This window comes from Robertmurraya kyonggiensis, assembly GCF_005116465.1.
Lineage (GTDB): Bacteria > Bacillota > Bacilli > Bacillales > Cytobacillaceae > Robertmurraya > Robertmurraya kyonggiensis.
On record NZ_SWBM01000001.1, the window covers coordinates 1789254 to 1806975 of the forward strand.

Here is a 17722-nt window from a genome sequence, read left to right on the forward strand (position 1 = left end):
CAGTCTTTCATATTTCTTTTAGCCTTTCTTCCATATATTGAATCACTTCGTCACGCAGTTCTTCTCGCTCTAATGCAAAGTCTATGGTTGCACGGATAAATCCTTCCTTTGACCCGATATCATACCTTTCTCCTTGAAATTCATAGGCATAGACAGCTTGTTTGCGATTGAGCAGATTCAAGGCTTCCGTTAACTGTATTTCTCCATCTCTATCTGGAGTTAATTCTTTTAAAATATCAAAGATCTCTGGTCGTAAAATATACCTGCCCATTATCGCATAACGTGATGGCGCCTCCGTTTGCTTTGGTTTTTCTACTAATCCCTCAACATTTAATACATGCTCGTCGACCTCAGCGCCCTTTAATTTAATAATTCCGTATTTCGATACTTCCTTCGCAGCCACTTGCTGTACCCCTACAATCGACGAATGGTATCGCTGAAACACTTTAATTAATTGTTCTAAGCATGGAGTTTCCGACTTAACAATGTCATCACCTAATAAAACAGCAAAAGGTTCATTTCCTATAAAACTCCGAGCACAATAGATTGCGTGTCCTAATCCTTTAGGCTCCTTTTGTCTTATATAGTGAATATTTGCCAATCGAGATATTTGTTTTACTTCATCCAACATCTCTAACTTACCCTTTTTATATAGGGCTTCTTCTAGCTCATATGATTGATCGAAATGATCCTCAATCGAGCGTTTACTACGACCACTTATGATAATAATATCTTCGACTCCCGATGCCGCTGCCTCCTCAACAATGTATTGAATTGTTGGTTTATCTACAATAGGGAGCATTTCCTTTGGTAATGCTTTCGTTGCCGGTAAAAATCTCGTTCCCAAACCTGCCGCTGGTATTATGGCCTTTCGTATTTTCATATGACATCCCTTCCTAATGGCTCGTTACTTAATCATATGTTTTTTCTAAGGAAGAGTTTGAGAGATTCGTTTAGTACAAGCATTTTTTCTAGTAAACGAAAATCTTTTTCTTAGTGGACCTGTCCTATACAAGTGTTTTTTTCTAACATAGTCTATTAACAAATGTCGATCTAGAATTTTAGTTTCGTATAAAATGTTTTACAGTCGGTTATTTAGGAGGAATCTTATGGCTAATGCAATGATTGTCCCATGGGAAATTAATGAGCATACCCATGAATTTTTTGTCCCTGAATATATTCTTGCTTACGCTCAAGAAGTTCTAAAGCATTATGATTTATCTGTTAAAAGCATGGAAATTGTGACAACTAAGCCTGATAAAGGCGGAGCAATTTGGAAAATCGCCACGAATAAGGGGGCAAAAAGTCTTAAACTTCTTCATCGGAGACCAACTAGGAGCTTATTTAGCTTAGGGGCACAAGAATATTTAACAGAGGTGCAACACGCACGTGTACCATCCATTCACAAAAGCAAATCAGGTATGAACTACGTTGAAGCAGGTGGAAAACTATGGTTTATTGCAGATTGGATTGAACCATTGCAACCTGTCACCAAAGACTTAGCAGGAGCCAAACAGCTTTGCTATGCACTTGGAGAATTCCATCGGTTAAGTAGAGGTTATATTCCTCCGGCCCACGCAGAAGTAGCCTCTAGACTATACAATTGGCCAAAAAGTTATGAAAAAATGGTAGAAAAAATGGAGTGGTTTCGCCAGATTGGAAATGCCTATAGAGATACTCCTGCAAGCAAAGCTCTACTAGCAGTGGTTGACCAATTTGAGAGCCAAGCAATCGAAAGTTATCGCAGATTAGAAGGCTCTCAATATTCTAACCTAGTTGAACAGGGAAATGATTATTGGGGCTTAGTGCATCAAGATTACGGCTGGTCTAATGGTCAAATGGGTAAAAATGGTATGTGGATTATAGATTTAGACGGGGTCGCTTATGATCTACCGATTCGAGATTTAAGAAAGCTTATTTCGGGCACCATGGCAGATTTAAAATACTGGGACATTACATGGGTTAAGGAAATGATCAATGCTTATCATGCTGCAAATCCAATAACCCCTGAAGTTTATGAGCTTCTCATGATTGATTTCTCCCTGCCGAACGAATTTTATAAAAACATTAAGGAAGTCGTCTTTGAACCGGAGCTATTTCTTAATGAGCAAACAGCGACTCTCATTCATACTATTGTTGAAACTGATAAAACGAAATGGCCCGTACTACACGAATTGCAGAGTCAATGGAAGGGAATGAAATCCTCATGAGAATATTAATGATCTGTACCGAAAAGCTTCCTGTTCCTCCGATCCGAGGTGGTGCGATCCAAACCTATCTATCTGGCTGTCTTCCTTATCTAAGACAAGAGCATGAAATCACCGTTCTCGGAATCACAGACCCTTCACTTCCCACAAAGGAAACGGTCGACGATATCAACTATGTTCGAGTAGATGGTAAGATTTTCGAACTATATATGGAAGGTGTAATTCAATTTTTACAATCCAACGACTTTGATCTCATTCATATTTTTAATCGCCCTCGACTCGTCATACCAATTCGACAAGTCGCTCCAAATTCGAAAATCACACTCAGTATGCACAATGATATGTTTACGCCTGATAAAATCAGTGCTGAGGAAGGTACTGCCGTCATAAACGAGGTTGCGCTTATCTCCACTGTCAGCAATTATATTGGCGGACAAATTAAAGCATTATATCCACAGGCAGAATCGAAGGTAAGGACAATCTATTCTGGTGTTGACTGCAATCAGTTTTTACCAGGAAATGATCCGAACATGCAAAAAATCCGCCAAACACTTAGACGAAAACACAACCTTGAAAATAAAACCGTCATCCTATTCGCAGGCAGACTATCGAGCAATAAAGGGGTAGACCGACTCTTACGCGCCATTCCAGAGCTCACAAAAAAACACAAGGATTTAGCTTTAGTTGTTGTCGGAAGTAACTGGTTTAGCCAAAATAATGTCACGGACTACGTTGCTTATATTCGTGCATTAGCTAAAAAGCTTCCGGTTCCTGTTGTTACAACAGGTTTTGTGGCACCAAGTGAAATCCAGAATTGGTTTGCGGTAGCAGATATTTTTGTGTGCACATCCATTTGGCAAGAGCCACTCGCACGTGTTCATTATGAAGCCATGGCAGCCGGGCTACCGATCGTTACAACTGCACGTGGTGGGAATCCGGAGGTAATGATTCCAGGGGTTAATGGTTATATTGTTGACCAACCTGAAGATCCTTCACAATTTGCTGAGAAGTTGTCTCTTTTATTATCAAATCGTATGGATATGAAGAAGATGGGAGAGCGTGGTAGGGAATTAGCGCTATCATTATATCAATGGGAAAGAGTAGGAACAGATATTTTAACATTTTGGCAAGATGCTCAGGAGTCCCCAACTTCTTCAGAGAAAGTTGACTATTCAGCCTTGTTAAATAATCGTTCAACCGAAAGGACCACAAATTATTTTCAATTTAGGCCATTTGACACTCAACCTACAACCATTGAAACAAGAAATGAAATGTTAACATGGAAAGCATCTCAAGAGAATTCGAGGTCTTTACGACGGACTCGTAGAAACGAACGAAGAAAAGAGCGCAGAAGAGAACAAAAAAGCAGGCGAAGAAGGAGAAATATTGAGATTGGAAAAAGAAATGATAGGTGAAACAATATTAAAAGGCTGATCTTGGTTTCGATCAGCCTTTTTCTTATTCATTGCTATTAAGATTCATTGGTTGAGAAAACAATTTTATCACTAATTCACTTCTAAGCTTGCTTCTCTCATCAAGTTCATCTGGTGCTGTCTCACTTTCAGCCTGAGTTTCAGTTTCGGAATCGACTTCAGTTTCGTTTAGAGTTTCCGATGTAGCATCGGTTTCGGCTTCTGTTACTGCTGAAGTTTCGATTTGAGTTTCAGTTTCTCCCGCTTCTACTTCAAAATCTTCTTCGTCTTCAGTTTCATCTTCATTATCTTCTTCTGCATCTACTTCATTCTCATCGTCATTATTTTCTTCTGCATCTAAAGCTTCTGCATCATCGTCTTCGTCTTCTTCTTCATCTTCATCTTCATCTTCATCATCATCTTCGTCTTCTTCTTCTTCATCTTCATCTTCATCTTCATCTTCATCTTCATCTTCATCTTCTTCATCTAAAGTTTCGGCATCTTCGCCTCCGTCTTCTGGACCTTCATCCTCATCTTCATCCTCATCTTCATCATCATCTTCGTCTTCATTATCTTCATCTTCGTTATCTTCATCTTCAACTAACACAGATGCATTCTGTTCACCATACTCAATTTCCAATTCTTCACCGTCTTCGAACACGACTTTTATTTTCATTTCCCCTAACCCATCTTGGAAAACTTCTCTTGCTTCTTCAAAAGTTGCATTTTCATCTAACTCAACTGCTTCTTGAAACTCAATTTTAAACTTTGCGGAACTAAGCTTCTTTGCCATTGGATTCCCCTCCTTTAATCCTCCTGTCCTCCACTCAAAAATCAGAAACAAGAAAACAGGTTGCTTACTATCTAATCTATGAAATCATTAACAAATGGTTATTGGACAACTTCACCAAATTATAAAAACAATTTCATAGCATAAAAAAGCATACCCACCTAATATTCGTGGGTATGCCTTATATTTTGATCATCCAATTGAAGGAAGCTCTTGCTCCTACTATAATTTTATTCTTATAAGTCCAATAATTCCCATAGCCATTTATCTAGCTTCACCTTATAATCTACTCCCCTGTTTAGCCCCTGACATAATGTTTCCAGTCTTGCCTTCTCTATTTCAAGATTAAAGGAGATTTCGTTATATATTTGACCAGGAAGAAGCGTTTCCCATTTTTTTGCTTCAACTAATAAATAATAGTAACGGTCCCAAATACCATCAGGCTCCTTTGAAAAATAGAAGTACGGACTACTTTTTATCGTGCCATTTTTGATTATGTCTTGAATTATGAGGATGGCTCTAACAATTTGTATGAGCTGCTTTTGTTGTTTTGCCCCAATATTTTCTTTTCCTCTAACCTCTTTCAAATTTCTATTTATCAAACTTAAATAGTGCATCGTAACCGAAAATGGGGAATAATTCTCGACGATCATTTCTTGTAGTTTTGTTGAAAAACCATTTCTATCTTCATAGATAATGGGAGAAAAAGCCCACTCATACAAGCTTGGGTTTGATTTTTCCGCAAGCCGAAAAGCTTTGAAAATATCCCATCCATGAGCATCAATAGGCTCATTCAAATCTATTGCTTCAACTGATTTTTCCAATGAAAGATAGGAACGAATCTCCCTATGTCTAAAAATAAAACGTAAATCCTTATCCGACATAGAGGAGTCCGTACCCCATGCACGGCTTCCGGCTTCGCATGCAAACAAGATTTGAATATTCCATTTTGCCTCGCAATACTGTATCCATTCTTTCATTGTTCAAATCCTTTAGCCAATTCGTCATTCACAAGTTCTTTTTCCAATTCCACTAGCTGTTCTACTGGAATTTCATTGCTTAGCGTTGCAAACAGTCCTTGATAATACTCTTCCGCTTCCTCTAGTAAGAGATTTAGAAGTGCATCGAAATGTTTGTTTAATTCCCTCTCGTAATGGGATAACAGTTTATCTCTTTCAGCGTTCATATACGCTTCAGTCGGAAACTGCAAGGTTTCATTAAGAGCCTCCTGCATAAGACGCTTTTCATTTTTTTCAAAAAAGGATTTTGGATTCTTAAAAAGGGATAATACCTTTTTAAATGTATTCTTATCCAAATTGGCCAATTCATTTGCAAAACTTAATTCATCCATCTTCCCAAGCTGTCCCTCACTAAAGGAAAGCTCATGATTTACTTTAGAAAGAGATTTCGTAAGCGAATGATGTAATTCATGGAATAGCTTCCCAATAAATACTTCGATTCGTAATGAAGTTGCGCGAAATTCTTGAGCAAAATCAAAACCAAAATCATGAAGAAACTCATCTAATGAATGCTCTAAAACCTTCTTAAGATTTCTTCCATCATCCCGTAAAACAGAAGGATTGAAAGCTTCCTTGAAAAAGTCGTTAAAGCGTAAAAACACTCTTTGTTTTATATAATAAGTTAATTCTTCAATCTCTTGATTTAATCGCTGAAGAAGGATACCTGAGCTCTGTTCTTGAATCAACTTCTTAATCTCAACTCGTTCCGTCTTTAATTGTTGTACTTTTGCATGCTTTTGCTCAATATCCTCATTCGCAGAATGAATAAAGCTTCTTAATTGCTCGATCGCTCTTTCCCATTCAAGCATTGCAGCGTTAATTGAAATATCGATTAAATCATGGGTGATAAAGGAATAAAAGCTTTTCTCAAACTGTGAAATGCCAGATTGAAATTCTGTCACTCCTTCAAGCTTTTCCTTAATAGCCAACATGCTCGAAATTGGGAAAAGACTCGGCTTCCTAATTCCATATTGGACAAGCTGATCGTGGACATACCCAAGTACTTCTTGTTTTTCCGTTTCATTATTCGCTAAATCGACAGCATTAACGACAAAGAACATTTTATCCATTTCAAATGTGTCTTTTACTCGTCCTAGTTGAATGAGGAATTCGCGATCTGCCTTTGAAAAAGCATGATTGTAATAAGTGACAAATAGAATCGCATCTGAATTTTTAATATAATCAAAGGCAACTCCTGTATGACGAGCATTGATCGAATCTGCTCCAGGAGTATCCACTAGAGTAATGCCTTTTCGAGTCAATTCACAATCATAGTAGACTTCAATCAGTTCCACCAAACAAGACTTCTCCTCATTAGCGACAAAATCTCTAAATTCAACTAAGTCTGTTTGAATAATTTCTCCCAATTGGTTCCGATAAGCGTTAAACCCTTTGTAAAAAGCATTCAAAAAAGAGATATGTGTTTTTTCATGAGCATCAAAATTAGATAACTTATCAATGACTGTTTTGATTTGGTTGAGAGCCTCATCAAAATTACTCGCATGTACGTCAAAGACAGAGAGGGAACGTTTTACATCCGCTAATAAAACCCCTGCTGTCTTAAGCTGTACGTTGACTAGACCATGTTTATTCTCAGAATCAACAGGCATAATCTTATTGATCGCCGCAGTTGTTGGATTGGGTGAAACTGGTAACAATTTTTCTCCGATTAAACTATTTGCAAACGATGATTTCCCAGCACTAAAAGCACCAAATAGAGCAACCGTAAAACCTCGTTTTTCTAATCGTTCAGCCTTTTCACTTAAAAGAGTTGAGATTTTCTTAAAACCAGGAATCTGATGCAGTTTCCCAGCTGAAAATTGCAATTTTTTGACGACAGAAGCCGCTTTATCCTGACTATTGCCTACTGTCTTTTTTGAAACATCTTCTGTCATTCTGAAACTCGGAACTTCCTTTTCAATTGTCTCTTTCTCTAAGTCAGACTCGTGCACGATTTCTATATCGTCTTGTTCGGACACAAGCTCTTCTAATGCATCTTCATGCAATGATGGTTCAAAATGACCTGTGAGCACCTGTTCCATCCGAATCAAGTTACCCGTTTGAGATTCTAAGATTTCTTGTTTCCATTCCCAAGCATGAAGAAGGGTGTCTAATTGATGTTTCTCTTTTTCCAACCGTTCCCGATCTTCCTCTGAGTTTTCATGTACAATTTGAAGAATACCTTCCTTAATCGGTGTAATCTCTTTCCTTGCTGCTTTCTTAGCTACTTCAGCTACATCCGAGGTATAATTCAGGACATAGTCACCGGACAGTTGTGCCCCTGACTTCAATACACTTTTAAGCATTTCTTTAGTTATTAAAATCGCTAAACTTTGGACTTTGCTTAAAATAGATGGCTCCTGAATTTCCGCTATTTTTAAAATTTTGTTTAGAAATTCTTTAATATGCCAAGTAAGCTGTGAATTGACTTTTTCTTGAAAATCGGACAAAAATCGTTCTAATCTCTCTTGTTTCTCTTGCTCTGTTTTTTGCTTCGAAAACAAAAGACCGACTTTAAAATTACTTTGAGCAGACTCTAGAAATCTTTCGGCCAATTCCCTCGTCTCAAAAGGCATTAAATACGCGCTTTTTAAGATATCCTCAAACCCATTTTCAAAGTCCTTTTCCTTCGTTTTCTTTAGAGTAGAAATCTTCGTTATCTCTTTTTCAATATCTTCTACTTTGGCTGGTAAGAGTTCTTGAGATTCTACAGGAATCTCTGAGAGTTTCTCTTCACATTTTTCAAGGCTTTCTTTATCCTTTTCTTTTAGATAACGCTCGTGCTCCTCTGTAAGCTTCTTAAATGAATGCGCTACCGATATAGGTAAAAGTGCATCTCGCTCATCTAATTTCCCATGAATGAACTGTTTTAGCTTTGAAAATTTATTATGTACGTGTTCCTCCGCTTTTAAGGAAGTATAAAAGATTTCTGCTGGTTGTACTCCCCAAGCAGCAAAAGATTCCTTAACACTCGTCTTGAAATCCTGGAAGCTTAATTCTTCATCTCTATGTTTATCTATTTGATTAATAACTAAGTACACTTCTTTTCCAGCCTCCGTTAACTCCTTTGTAAAAAGGAAATTTACTTCAGACTGTACATGATTATAATCCATCACATAAAAGACTAAATCTGCTAAGTGGAGAGCCGATTCTGTCGCAATACGATGGGCATCATCTGTAGAATCAATTCCGGGCGTGTCCATAATACAGACGTTAGGTGGCAATTTATCAGATTGATGGCTAATTTCGATCGTTTGGATTGAATCTCCATCCTTGCAGTACGACTTCACCTTCTCATAGTTATAAGGAGCTGGATAAAGTCGTGGGTTCCCCTCTTTAAAAATAACCTTTGCATACTCCTCTCCCGTCTTAATTTTGACAAGATTGGCACTTGTAGGAATTGGACTAGATGGAAGTAAGTTCTCTCCAATGATTTTATTAATCATGCTCGATTTCCCAGCAGAGAAATGTCCACAAAAGGCAATCCCATATTCTTGATTTTGTAGTTTTGTAAATAACTGTTTGGCTTTATCAGCTGTTTCGGTATCCCCATTACCGATAAACAAACTGTAGAGCTCTGCTATTTTCGTTCTCAATGCTTTAATGTCATACTGTGAAGCCGTATCAATCATTTTGTTAACCCCTTGTCAGTTCGTATTAAACATATTTATTTTAACTGATTTTTCATGAAATTCCACAAAAAAGTCTATCTTCTTCGAGAATACTGTTAAAATCTTAAAACCGATTTTAACGTAGATCTAGGATTGTACTTTTTATTTTGTGTGTAACCCCTTTTCAAAAAATGAAGTATTGCTATTAGAAACTTGCCTTATATATATGATTAAGTCGCAAAAGCAACAAAAATTAAGAAAAGAGCATAAAAAAAATAACCAGATCATGTACGATCTGGTTTATGTCTGATTTATTTTGATTCAACAGTTGATGGTTTTCCTACGTGATTAAGTACGTATTTCATAACAAATGTATAAACTGCAATGGTTGAGATAATAAAAATCGATACCATATGTAACACACCCTTTGCATTTTTTAAATTCCGATACAAGCTAATTGAGAATAATATTCATATTCAATAATATAGCATGAATGATAATCATTTTCAATAGGATGTAACAAAATGTTCAAACTCTTTTTGAAAAGGACGGAAGAAATCTTTTCTGCTTAGAAAAAACTTCGCCATATTTCGTTAATTCTAAAAGAGCCTTTTCTTCCGCAGGGATTCGTATGGAGAGAATAACGATATTTAATAAAGTAAATAGAACAGCTGTTAAATACGCTTCAAACATGAGTGGAATTATAAGTAATTCTAAGCAAACAATCACATAATTCGGATGCTTTAAAAATCGATATGGGCCCTTTTTAACCACATTCCCTTGTGGAAGAACAATGATTTTCGTGTTCCAATACTTTCCTAACGATAAAATCACCCATACTCTTCCTACTTGAGTAATGATAAATCCAATTAATAATATAGGCCAAGCAGATGAACTAGTTCTGTTAAATATGAACACCTCTAATAGAAGGGAAATAAAAAAACAAATATGTAAGATAACCATGTACTGATAGTGTGATTGTCCAACTTCAATCCCACCTTGGCCCTTCATCCAAGCTTCATTTTTCCTCGCAATAAATAATTCAACTAGTCGCTGCAGTATGATGAAAACAATCAACCATGTAAACATTATATCCACCTTAATAGAAGTAATTCTGAGCTAAATCCTGGACCTAACGCTGTTGCCAATCCCAAATCTCCGCGAGTCCCTATTTCCATGAACCTTTTTAATACATAGAGAATGGTTACTGAAGACATATTACCAAAGCTTCTTAAGACATCCGCGGAAATTTGCGTCTTGTTTTCTGATAAATTTAAGGATTTCAAGTAGGCATCTAACACCTTTTTTCCACCTGGATGGGCAATAAAATGCTGAATATTAGACATTTCCAGCCTTTGATTCTCAAGAAATTTCATCACAGCAGGCTTTAATTCTTGTTCAATAATCGTTGGAATATCCTTGGAGAACACAACAAACAAACCATCGTTCTTCACTGTCCACCCCATCACATCAAGCGAATTTTGTAACGTAGTTGATTGCGTCTCTAGTAGTGATGGAACGGAAGGAAGCTTTTGCCATTCCCCACTTTCTACCTCATCCCCCACCATCAAAGCACAGGACACTCCATCGGCAAATAAAGAAGAACCTATTAAATTGCTTTTTGAGTGATCATTCCGTTGAAAGGTTAAGCTGCAAAATTCGATCGCCAAAATTAATACCTTTGCATTCGGGTGAGCTAGGCAATAGTCAAATGCTCTTGATAATCCAGACGCACCACCAGCACAACCTAATCCCCAAATTGGAATTCTTTTTAGATGCGGAGATAGCGGGAGAACATTCATTATTCTTGCATCAATACTTGGTGTAGCAATACCAGTGCTTGAAATCGTAAAAATCGCTTCAATCTCTTCGTAAGGGATATCTTTCTTTAAAAATTGTTCGCTTCTCAAACAATCTTTAATCGCTTCACTCCCTAACTCCACAGCATTGCGAATGTAAGTGTCATTTTTCTCTACAAATGATTTGTCGGTTTCAAACCAATCGAGTCCTTTAACGAAATACCGCTCTTCGATTTGAGCACTTTGAAAAACCTTTAATAATCGTTCAATATCCTTAAAGCTAGATGAAAAAAGATTCCTGGAAAACTCCAGCACTTCCTGCTGGCCAATTTTATGAGGGGGATGTACTTCTGAGATGGAGATAATTGTAGGCATGAAGGGTCTCTCCTTCGCATTTTAGGATAAGGTTAATTTTTCCAATGCACCTAAAATTATACTGTAATAAAAAAACTTCCTTCAGAATATGAAGGAAGCAATTGTTTTGAAGGTTTGTTGTGCTCCTTTATTATAAATCGATTTTCGAAGACATGCACCAATCAAACTTTTCCATTTATTCATGACCATTTACCCATTTCTTTTTACATTGTTAAGATCAAACGAATTTTTAACCATTTTATAGCTTCCATCGCCATAAAATTATGGTAATATTATGGTTAATCAAACAACGGAGGAATGATTAGTGACTTTAACTAAAAGTGTAACTGACATTTTAAATGGGACGATCGAATCAGTTAAAGGAGTTCTCCCTTTTGAAGTAACTGTGGACAAACCATCTTTGTTTACTCAATCATTTACTCAGCATTCGATTGGTGTGCTCATTGGAATGACTGGCGATGTAAGAGGAAGAGTCATTATCGATGCTGAAGAGGCTGTATTTGGAAAAATTGGTGAAGGCATGTTTGGTATGTTCCTTGAGGGAGAAATGCTTGAATCGTTTGCCGGTGAATTAGGAAATATGATTGCCGGGAACTTATCGACTTTTATCTTCCAACAAGGATTTGAAATGGATATTACTCCCCCGACCGTACTAGTCGGGCAAACCAAAGTAGTTGGATTTAATCGGGCCTTTCGCCTTCCTATAAATATTGCAAATGTCGGCGTTTTAGAGATTATTTTAGGTGTTGAAATGAGTTAAACGAAAAAGCAGGGAAACCCCTGCTTTTTCTTGTGCCTTACTATTAAAAACCTTTTATCGTCATGCCACCGTCTACAAAAAGTGTTTGACCTGTTACGTAGCTGCCAGCTTCTGACGCTAAAAAGACAGCTGGACCGACAAGCTCCGGTAATTCGCCGACTCGATTTAGTGGCGTAACCGATAATATATCACTCAAGTATTCTGGATCAGCTAAGAGCTTTTCTGTTAACGGGGTTTTAAAGTACCAAGGCCCAATTGAATTCACATTAATGTTATATGGCCCCCACTCCATCGCCAGAACCTTCGTCATTTGAATCATAGCCGCCTTTGTTGCCGCATAAACAACTCCAGTTCGTAATGCAACTGTGCCTGCCACTGACGAAACAGAAATAATCTTCCCGTTTGTTTCTGTCTCTTTCATGATTTTCCCAACTTCTTGAGACATCATAAAAGCCGACTTCAAATTCGTGTCCATAATCTTATTCCATTCTTCCTCCGTAACCTCTAACGCTTTTGAACGAATATTCATCCCTGCGTTGTTGATAAGAATGTCGATTTTCCCCCACTTTTCTACTATCGTTTGGACGCTCTTCTGAATGTCTTCCCTTTTCGTTACATCCGTTGGAATGACCAGTGCTTCTCTTCCTAATTCTCGAACGTACTTTGCTGTGTCCTCTAAATCTTCTTGTGTACGAGATAATAAGGAGACATCTGCGCCTGCTTCTGCTAAGCCAATCGCTAAGGCTCGTCCAATTCCTCTTCCAGCACCAGTGACAACAGCTTTCTTGTTTTCTAAACGAAATGACGGTAAATACATGTAATCACCCTTTGAAGTTAATATGTAATTAAACTCAAGATAACAAATTCTTGTACAATAGAAAAGAAATTTGATTGTATGTTTTGAAAAAACAAAAAAATAACACCTATGAATCTGGTGTTATTTCATTTGCATTCGATTGGGTCTGTACTTCAATCCAAATTTTATTCGATACATTACCGCCACAGGCTGCACAAACGTCAGCTGCATCATATAGAATTCTGCAATGATCACAATAATATTTTTCCATTAATGAATCCACTCTCTTTATCAAATTTTTCATTAATTCTGCTTTACTAAGTACGAAAAGAAATTTGATTAATATTCCATTATATTGAAATATCTACGAAGATGTGACTGAAATAATTCATTTTTTATGTGAATGGATTGAAAACTTTTCAATGTATAATAAATTTTCAGTGATATATATCATATTGAGGAATGGAGATACATGCTAGAATGGCTCTACATAAGAATGTAGAGGTGAACATTTATTGAAAGATAGTTATACTACTCTAATAAGTTTAGTTCAAAGAATTAAAGAAGAGCATGATATCGCCTACGATGCATCAAACAACACTAAACACAGTGAATATTGGCTTGGTAGATTTGCCATCACACAAGAACTACTAAACTATTTTGATAAACAGAAACCGAAACGAGCCGGCTATAGTATTTGCAGAAGATGTATTTTAACGGACGACGATATAAAAAATTCTTAACAGGACCTATGGAACGCTAATGAAACAATAGCCTTCTATGGGTCTTTATTTTTTTCACAAAAAGTTCACATTTAATCAAATGATTTTGTGACATAAATCACTGTAAAAATAAGTTTCCACTACTAACATAGTATTTATCAGATATTGAACAATTTGTGAATTCCTTAGAACCATATGGATTCTGTAAAATTGTCTAGTATGATGAAAATGTAATTATTACATTCTCTATTTTTCCGAAAGGAGTGAGTGTTATGGCAAAAGCGGAATTGAAGAGTAACACAAAAACTGAAATCGAAGATAGCTCTTCTTTAAAGGGAACGTTAGCTTCAGTTTTCTTCATCGGCTTTTTCATCATTGTTCTTTGGGTCGGCGTTTACTTCTTATATTTAGATCGTTTTTAGAAAGGGGATATAAGCCATGCATGTGCATAAGTATGAAAAAATTTGGCTGATTTTTGGAATAACAACACTTATCGTTTTCCTATCCGTTGTAGGAGTAAGTGCTTTCTATGCTGGAAATCAACCGCCAAGTTGTTTAACTGTAATTGATCCAGAAAAGGTAGATTCAACTGCCCCATTTAATGAGCCTGGTTTAAAGAAGGTGGAAGGAAAAGATTGGGATTATGAATTAGTATTTGTTGCCCAAGCCTTTGCCTATACACCTGGAGACGTTGAGGTCCCTCTTGGTGCTAAGGTAAAAGTTATCGCAACGTCTAAAGACGTTATTCACGGCTTTGAAGTAGCTGGAACAAATATTAATATGATGGTAGAACCTGGTTATATTAGTGAACATATTACAACTTTTGATAAAACAGGTGAATACTTAATTTTATGTAATGAATATTGTGGAGCAGGTCACCACATGATGATGTCGAAAATTAAGGTGGTGGAATAACAATGATAAAATCTCCTTTGAAATCTAAAGTAGATTCTCGTGATGGCAAGCTAGCGATGGCTCATTTATATGTGGCTTTTATCGCCCTTTTAGTGGGTGGTCTTGCTGGTCTCTTACAAGTATTAGTTCGCTCAGGTAAATTTCAATTGCCTGCTGGAATTGGCTATTATCAAATCTTAACTGTTCACGGTGTTGTCTTAGGACTTGTATTAACTACATTTTTTATTATGGGCTTTCAACTTTCAGTTGTAAGTAAAACCGCAGGTACTTTTACAGGCAAGCAAAGGACTGTAGGTTGGATTGGTTTTTGGATCATGACAATTGGTACGATTGCTGCGGCAGTTATGATTCTATTAAACAAAGCATCCGTTCTTTATACATTTTATGCTCCATTACAAGCACATTTTATCTTTTATCTAGGTTTAACACTGGTTGTTGTCGGAAGTTGGACTGTCGGTGCTGCGATTATCATGAAATACGCAGAGTGGAGAAGAGCGAATCCAGGACAACAGAGTCCTTTATTAACATTCATGGCTCTTGTTAATACTTTAATGTGGATTGTTGCTACGATTGGGGTTGCAGCAACTGTATTAATTCAATTATTACCTTGGTCTTTAGGTTGGGTCGACACTGTAAACGTTGCTGTAAGCCGTACGTTATTCTGGTACTTCGGTCACCCATTAGTATATTTCTGGTTATTGCCAGCCTATATGGTATGGTACGCAATCATTCCAAAAATCATTGGCGGAAAGATTTTCTCAGATTCATTGGCAAGAATGTCATTTATCTTATTCTTATTGTTCTCAATCCCAGTTGGATTCCACCATCAATTATTAGAGCCAGGAATTGATGCTGCATGGAAATTCCTTCAGGTTGTATTAACATTTGCTGTCGTTATTCCATCTTTAATGACTGCATTCTCTTTATTTGCTTCGTTTGAAACTTTTGGTCGTTCAAAGGGTGCAAAAGGATTATTTGGTTGGTTGAAGAAGCTTCCATGGGGTGATGCTCGCTTCACAGTTCCATTTATTGGTATGGTTGCCTTCATCCCAGCAGGTGCAGGTGGTATCGTCAACGCATCTCACCAAATGAACCAGGTCATTCATAATACGATTTGGGTAACTGGTCACTTCCACTTAACTGTGGCGACTGCTGTTGTTCTTACGTTCTTTGGTGCTGCATTCTGGCTAGTACCGCATTTAACTGGTCGTAAATTAACAAAGAAAATGAACAAGCTTGCATTAATCCAAGGTTCCCTATGGGCAATCGGAATGACATTTATGTCAGGTGCGATGCATGCTGCAGGACTTCTTGGTGCACCACGCCGTTCAGCTTTTTCAGATTACGGTGGTTCTGCCCAAGCAGCAGAATGGATTCCTTACCAAATCGCGCAAGCAGTTGGTGGTTCTATCCTATTTATTGCGATTATTTTAATGCTTTATATCTTTATCAATCTAGCATTCTTCGCACCTAAAGGTGAACAAGAATTCCCAGTTGGAGAAGCACTTCACCCTGAAGAAAAAGCTCCAATGGTTTTCGAAAACTGGAAGTTATGGCTTGGAATTACAGTATTATTAATTCTATTTGCTTACACAATCCCATTTATCGACTTAATTCAAAATGCACCTCCAGGGTCAAAAGGCTTCAAGCTCTGGTAATGCAATATATATAAGAAAGCTGCGCCACTATATGTGGCCAGCTTTCTTTTTATATCACCATTCTAGTTTAGGCTATATACCTTATTATATTTATCATACAGGTAATCGACTAAATACTGTGCATTTAATCCTTCTCCAGTAACATCATGTAAAATCTCAAGCGGCTTTTTCATGGAACCAAATTGATGAATCCTTTCCGTTAACCATTCTCTGATTGGTTGAAGGTCCCCTTCTTCTAACAATTGGTCGTAATTTGGCAGGTCCTTCAGCATCGTATTCTTGAATTGTGCTGCATACATATAACCCAGTGCATAGGATGGGAAGTATCCGAAAGAACCACCTGACCAATGGACATCTTGAAGAACTCCATTCGCATCTGAATCAGGTCGAACACCTAAATATTGCTCGTATTTATCATTCCAAATTTGTGGAAGATCCTTCACTTCTATTTCATCATTAAATAAGCCTTTTTCAATTTCATAACGAATAATGATATGCAATGGATACGTTAATTCATCCGCTTCAATACGAATCAATGAAGGCTTTGATTCGTTGATGGCACGGTAGTAGTCTTCTGCTGTAACATCATTAAATTGACCTGTAGAATATGATTTTAAAAGCTCATAATTTTGTTTCCAGAACGAGTAGTTACGTCCTACAAAGTTCTCATAGAACAGCGATTGAGACTCGTGGATTCCCATTGATGTACCTGTGCATAATGGGGTTCCAATTAAATCCTTCGAAATATTTTGTTCATAAAGGGCATGTCCTCCTTCATGAATTGTACCGAACACAGCAACTCGGAAATCCTTCTCATCGTATTTAGTTGTCACGCGTACATCGCCAGGGTTAAGCCCGATAGCAAAAGGATGCACCGTCTCATCTAAGCGACCCGCTTGGAAATCATAACCCATTTGTTTAAGAATTTCTAAGCTTAAGCCCTTCTGTTGCTCTTTCGGGAAATTTTCAAATAGGAAGCTTGTCTCCGGCTTAGCATTTGATTCGGAAATAGCCTTCACAAGTGGAACAATTTTTTCACGCAAATCCCCAAAAACATTATCCAAAATTTCAACTGTAATGCCAGGTTCATACATATCTAGAAGAGTATTATATTTATCTCCTTCGAAGCCCCAATATTGAATGAAACGCTTATTCGTTTCCACAAGCTGCTCTAAGTAAGGTCTAAACAATTCAAAATCAGAATTTTCCTTGGCTTCTTCCCATACACTTTCTGCCTTTGATTGAAGAATGACATATTCTTTATACTCTTTGGCTGGAATTTTCTTATTGCGATCGAATTCCTTTTTGCATTCTTCTACTGTTTTTCTTGTGATTTCTGAAATCACACCGCTAGCTTCATCACTTGATAGACTTTCGATATATGTAGCCATTTCTTCAGATGTCGACATTTGAAATACCTCAGAAGATAAAACACCAATGACTTGGGAACGCTGCTCAACACTTTTCTTCGGTGCACCTGTACGCAAATCCCAATAAACTAACGAAAGTGCTTCAGTATAAGCGCACATTTTTTTAACATATTCTAAAAAATCCTGCTCTATTTGCTTAATGTTTTCACTCATATGGATCCTCCTAATCTACAATTCCTTTCCATTTTATCATATTTTTCAGAAAAGTTATCGGGAAAAGGAGGAAAA

The 17722-nt window shown here is 37.2% G+C and carries 16 protein-coding genes; 7 read left to right on the forward strand and 9 right to left on the reverse strand.

The window, feature by feature from the left end; translation table 11 throughout:
* Window positions 1-7: 7 nt before the first annotated feature.
* Window positions 8-883 (reverse strand): UTP--glucose-1-phosphate uridylyltransferase GalU, encoded by an 876-nt coding sequence (gene galU / locus FA727_RS08975; RefSeq protein ID WP_136830555.1) that lies wholly within the window; start codon window positions 881-883, stop codon window positions 8-10.
* A gap of 226 nt (window positions 884-1109) precedes the next feature.
* Between galU and FA727_RS08980 the strand changes: the two genes are divergently transcribed.
* Both FA727_RS08980 and FA727_RS08985 read left to right on the forward strand, forming a co-directional pair.
* Window positions 1110-2210, forward strand: coding sequence for a CotS family spore coat protein (locus FA727_RS08980; protein WP_136830556.1), 1101 nt, complete (start codon window positions 1110-1112; stop codon window positions 2208-2210).
* On the forward strand, window positions 2207-3622 hold the full coding sequence (locus FA727_RS08985; protein ID WP_136830557.1) for a glycosyltransferase family 4 protein: 1416 nt from the start codon (window positions 2207-2209) through the stop codon (window positions 3620-3622). The genes FA727_RS08980 and FA727_RS08985 overlap by 4 nt, the downstream gene beginning before the upstream one ends.
* A gap of 43 nt (window positions 3623-3665) precedes the next feature.
* On the opposite strand, the gene FA727_RS24015 is transcribed toward FA727_RS08985, so the two are convergent.
* From FA727_RS24015 to FA727_RS09010, 5 genes are all read right to left on the reverse strand, one after another.
* On the reverse strand, window positions 3666-4412 hold the full coding sequence (locus FA727_RS24015; protein WP_158318826.1) for a hypothetical protein: 747 nt from the start codon (window positions 4410-4412) through the stop codon (window positions 3666-3668).
* Between the two features lie 233 nt (window positions 4413-4645).
* Window positions 4646-5389 carry a nucleotidyltransferase domain-containing protein gene (locus FA727_RS08995; RefSeq protein ID WP_136830558.1) on the reverse strand — a complete coding sequence of 248 codons (744 nt, stop codon included), beginning with the start codon at window positions 5387-5389 and terminating at the stop codon, window positions 4646-4648.
* Window positions 5386-9060, reverse strand: a complete 3675-nt coding sequence (locus tag FA727_RS09000) for a dynamin family protein (RefSeq protein WP_136830559.1) — start codon at window positions 9058-9060, stop codon at window positions 5386-5388. The genes FA727_RS08995 and FA727_RS09000 overlap by 4 nt, the downstream gene beginning before the upstream one ends.
* Window positions 9061-9567: 507 nt before the next feature.
* On the reverse strand, window positions 9568-10128 hold the full coding sequence (locus tag FA727_RS09005; protein WP_136830560.1) for an isoprenylcysteine carboxyl methyltransferase family protein: 561 nt from the start codon (window positions 10126-10128) through the stop codon (window positions 9568-9570).
* Entirely contained in the window at window positions 10128-11213 is a 1086-nt protein-coding gene (locus tag FA727_RS09010) for a type III polyketide synthase (RefSeq protein WP_136830561.1), read from the reverse strand. Before FA727_RS09010 ends, FA727_RS09005 begins: the two co-directional genes overlap by 1 nt.
* Window positions 11214-11517: 304 nt before the next feature.
* On the opposite strand from FA727_RS09010, the gene FA727_RS09015 reads away from it, so the two are divergent.
* A complete protein-coding gene (locus tag FA727_RS09015; RefSeq protein WP_136830562.1) occupies window positions 11518-11973 on the forward strand; it encodes a chemotaxis protein CheX in 456 nt (151 codons plus the stop codon).
* Window positions 11974-12016: 43 nt separating this feature from the next.
* Here FA727_RS09015 and FA727_RS09020 read toward each other — a convergent pair whose 3' ends face one another.
* Both FA727_RS09020 and FA727_RS24020 read right to left on the reverse strand, forming a co-directional pair.
* Complete coding sequence (locus FA727_RS09020) at window positions 12017-12790, reverse strand: SDR family NAD(P)-dependent oxidoreductase (protein ID WP_136830563.1); 774 nt, start codon at window positions 12788-12790, stop codon at window positions 12017-12019.
* A 106-nt stretch (window positions 12791-12896) separates the two neighbouring features.
* Window positions 12897-13073 carry a hypothetical protein gene (locus FA727_RS24020; protein ID WP_158318827.1) on the reverse strand — a complete coding sequence of 59 codons (177 nt, stop codon included), beginning with the start codon at window positions 13071-13073 and terminating at the stop codon, window positions 12897-12899.
* 211 nt (window positions 13074-13284) lie between these two features.
* Between FA727_RS24020 and FA727_RS09025 the strand changes: the two genes are divergently transcribed.
* The 4 genes from FA727_RS09025 (at window position 13285) to FA727_RS09040 (ending at window position 16064) form a co-directional block, all read left to right on the forward strand.
* Complete coding sequence (locus tag FA727_RS09025) at window positions 13285-13512, forward strand: hypothetical protein (RefSeq protein WP_136830564.1); 228 nt, start codon at window positions 13285-13287, stop codon at window positions 13510-13512.
* A gap of 251 nt (window positions 13513-13763) precedes the next feature.
* Complete coding sequence (locus FA727_RS09030) at window positions 13764-13913, forward strand: cytochrome c oxidase subunit 2A (protein WP_136830565.1); 150 nt, start codon at window positions 13764-13766, stop codon at window positions 13911-13913.
* 16 nt (window positions 13914-13929) lie between these two features.
* Window positions 13930-14406, forward strand: coding sequence for a cytochrome c oxidase subunit II (locus FA727_RS09035; protein ID WP_136830566.1), 477 nt, complete (start codon window positions 13930-13932; stop codon window positions 14404-14406).
* A 2-nt stretch (window positions 14407-14408) separates the two neighbouring features.
* Window positions 14409-16064, forward strand: coding sequence for a b(o/a)3-type cytochrome-c oxidase subunit 1 (locus tag FA727_RS09040; protein ID WP_136830567.1), 1656 nt, complete (start codon window positions 14409-14411; stop codon window positions 16062-16064).
* A gap of 62 nt (window positions 16065-16126) precedes the next feature.
* On the opposite strand, the gene FA727_RS09045 is transcribed toward FA727_RS09040, so the two are convergent.
* The gene (locus FA727_RS09045; protein ID WP_136830568.1) at window positions 16127-17647 is read right to left on the reverse strand and encodes a carboxypeptidase M32; all 1521 of its coding nucleotides are present in this window, start codon (window positions 17645-17647) and stop codon (window positions 16127-16129) included.
* Between the last annotated feature and the right edge of the window lie 75 nt (window positions 17648-17722).

Coding starts and splice junctions, on each gene's coding strand:
- galU (WP_136830555.1), bottom strand. CDS start 883: ATGAAAATACGAAAGGCCATAATACCAGCGGCAGGTTTGGGAACGAGA.
- FA727_RS08980 (WP_136830556.1), top strand. CDS start 1,110: ATGGCTAATGCAATGATTGTCCCATGGGAAATTAATGAGCATACCCAT.
- FA727_RS08985 (WP_136830557.1), top strand. CDS start 2,207: ATGAGAATATTAATGATCTGTACCGAAAAGCTTCCTGTTCCTCCGATC.
- FA727_RS24015 (WP_158318826.1), bottom strand. CDS start 4,412: ATGGCAAAGAAGCTTAGTTCCGCAAAGTTTAAAATTGAGTTTCAAGAA.
- FA727_RS08995 (WP_136830558.1), bottom strand. CDS start 5,389: ATGAAAGAATGGATACAGTATTGCGAGGCAAAATGGAATATTCAAATC.
- FA727_RS09000 (WP_136830559.1), bottom strand. CDS start 9,060: ATGATTGATACGGCTTCACAGTATGACATTAAAGCATTGAGAACGAAA.
- FA727_RS09005 (WP_136830560.1), bottom strand. CDS start 10,128: ATGTTTACATGGTTGATTGTTTTCATCATACTGCAGCGACTAGTTGAA.
- FA727_RS09010 (WP_136830561.1), bottom strand. CDS start 11,213: ATGCCTACAATTATCTCCATCTCAGAAGTACATCCCCCTCATAAAATT.
- FA727_RS09020 (WP_136830563.1), bottom strand. CDS start 12,790: ATGTATTTACCGTCATTTCGTTTAGAAAACAAGAAAGCTGTTGTCACT.
- FA727_RS24020 (WP_158318827.1), bottom strand. CDS start 13,073: ATGAAAAATTTGATAAAGAGAGTGGATTCATTAATGGAAAAATATTAT.
- FA727_RS09030 (WP_136830565.1), top strand. CDS start 13,764: ATGGCAAAAGCGGAATTGAAGAGTAACACAAAAACTGAAATCGAAGAT.
- FA727_RS09035 (WP_136830566.1), top strand. CDS start 13,930: ATGCATGTGCATAAGTATGAAAAAATTTGGCTGATTTTTGGAATAACA.
- FA727_RS09040 (WP_136830567.1), top strand. CDS start 14,409: ATGATAAAATCTCCTTTGAAATCTAAAGTAGATTCTCGTGATGGCAAG.
- FA727_RS09045 (WP_136830568.1), bottom strand. CDS start 17,647: ATGAGTGAAAACATTAAGCAAATAGAGCAGGATTTTTTAGAATATGTT.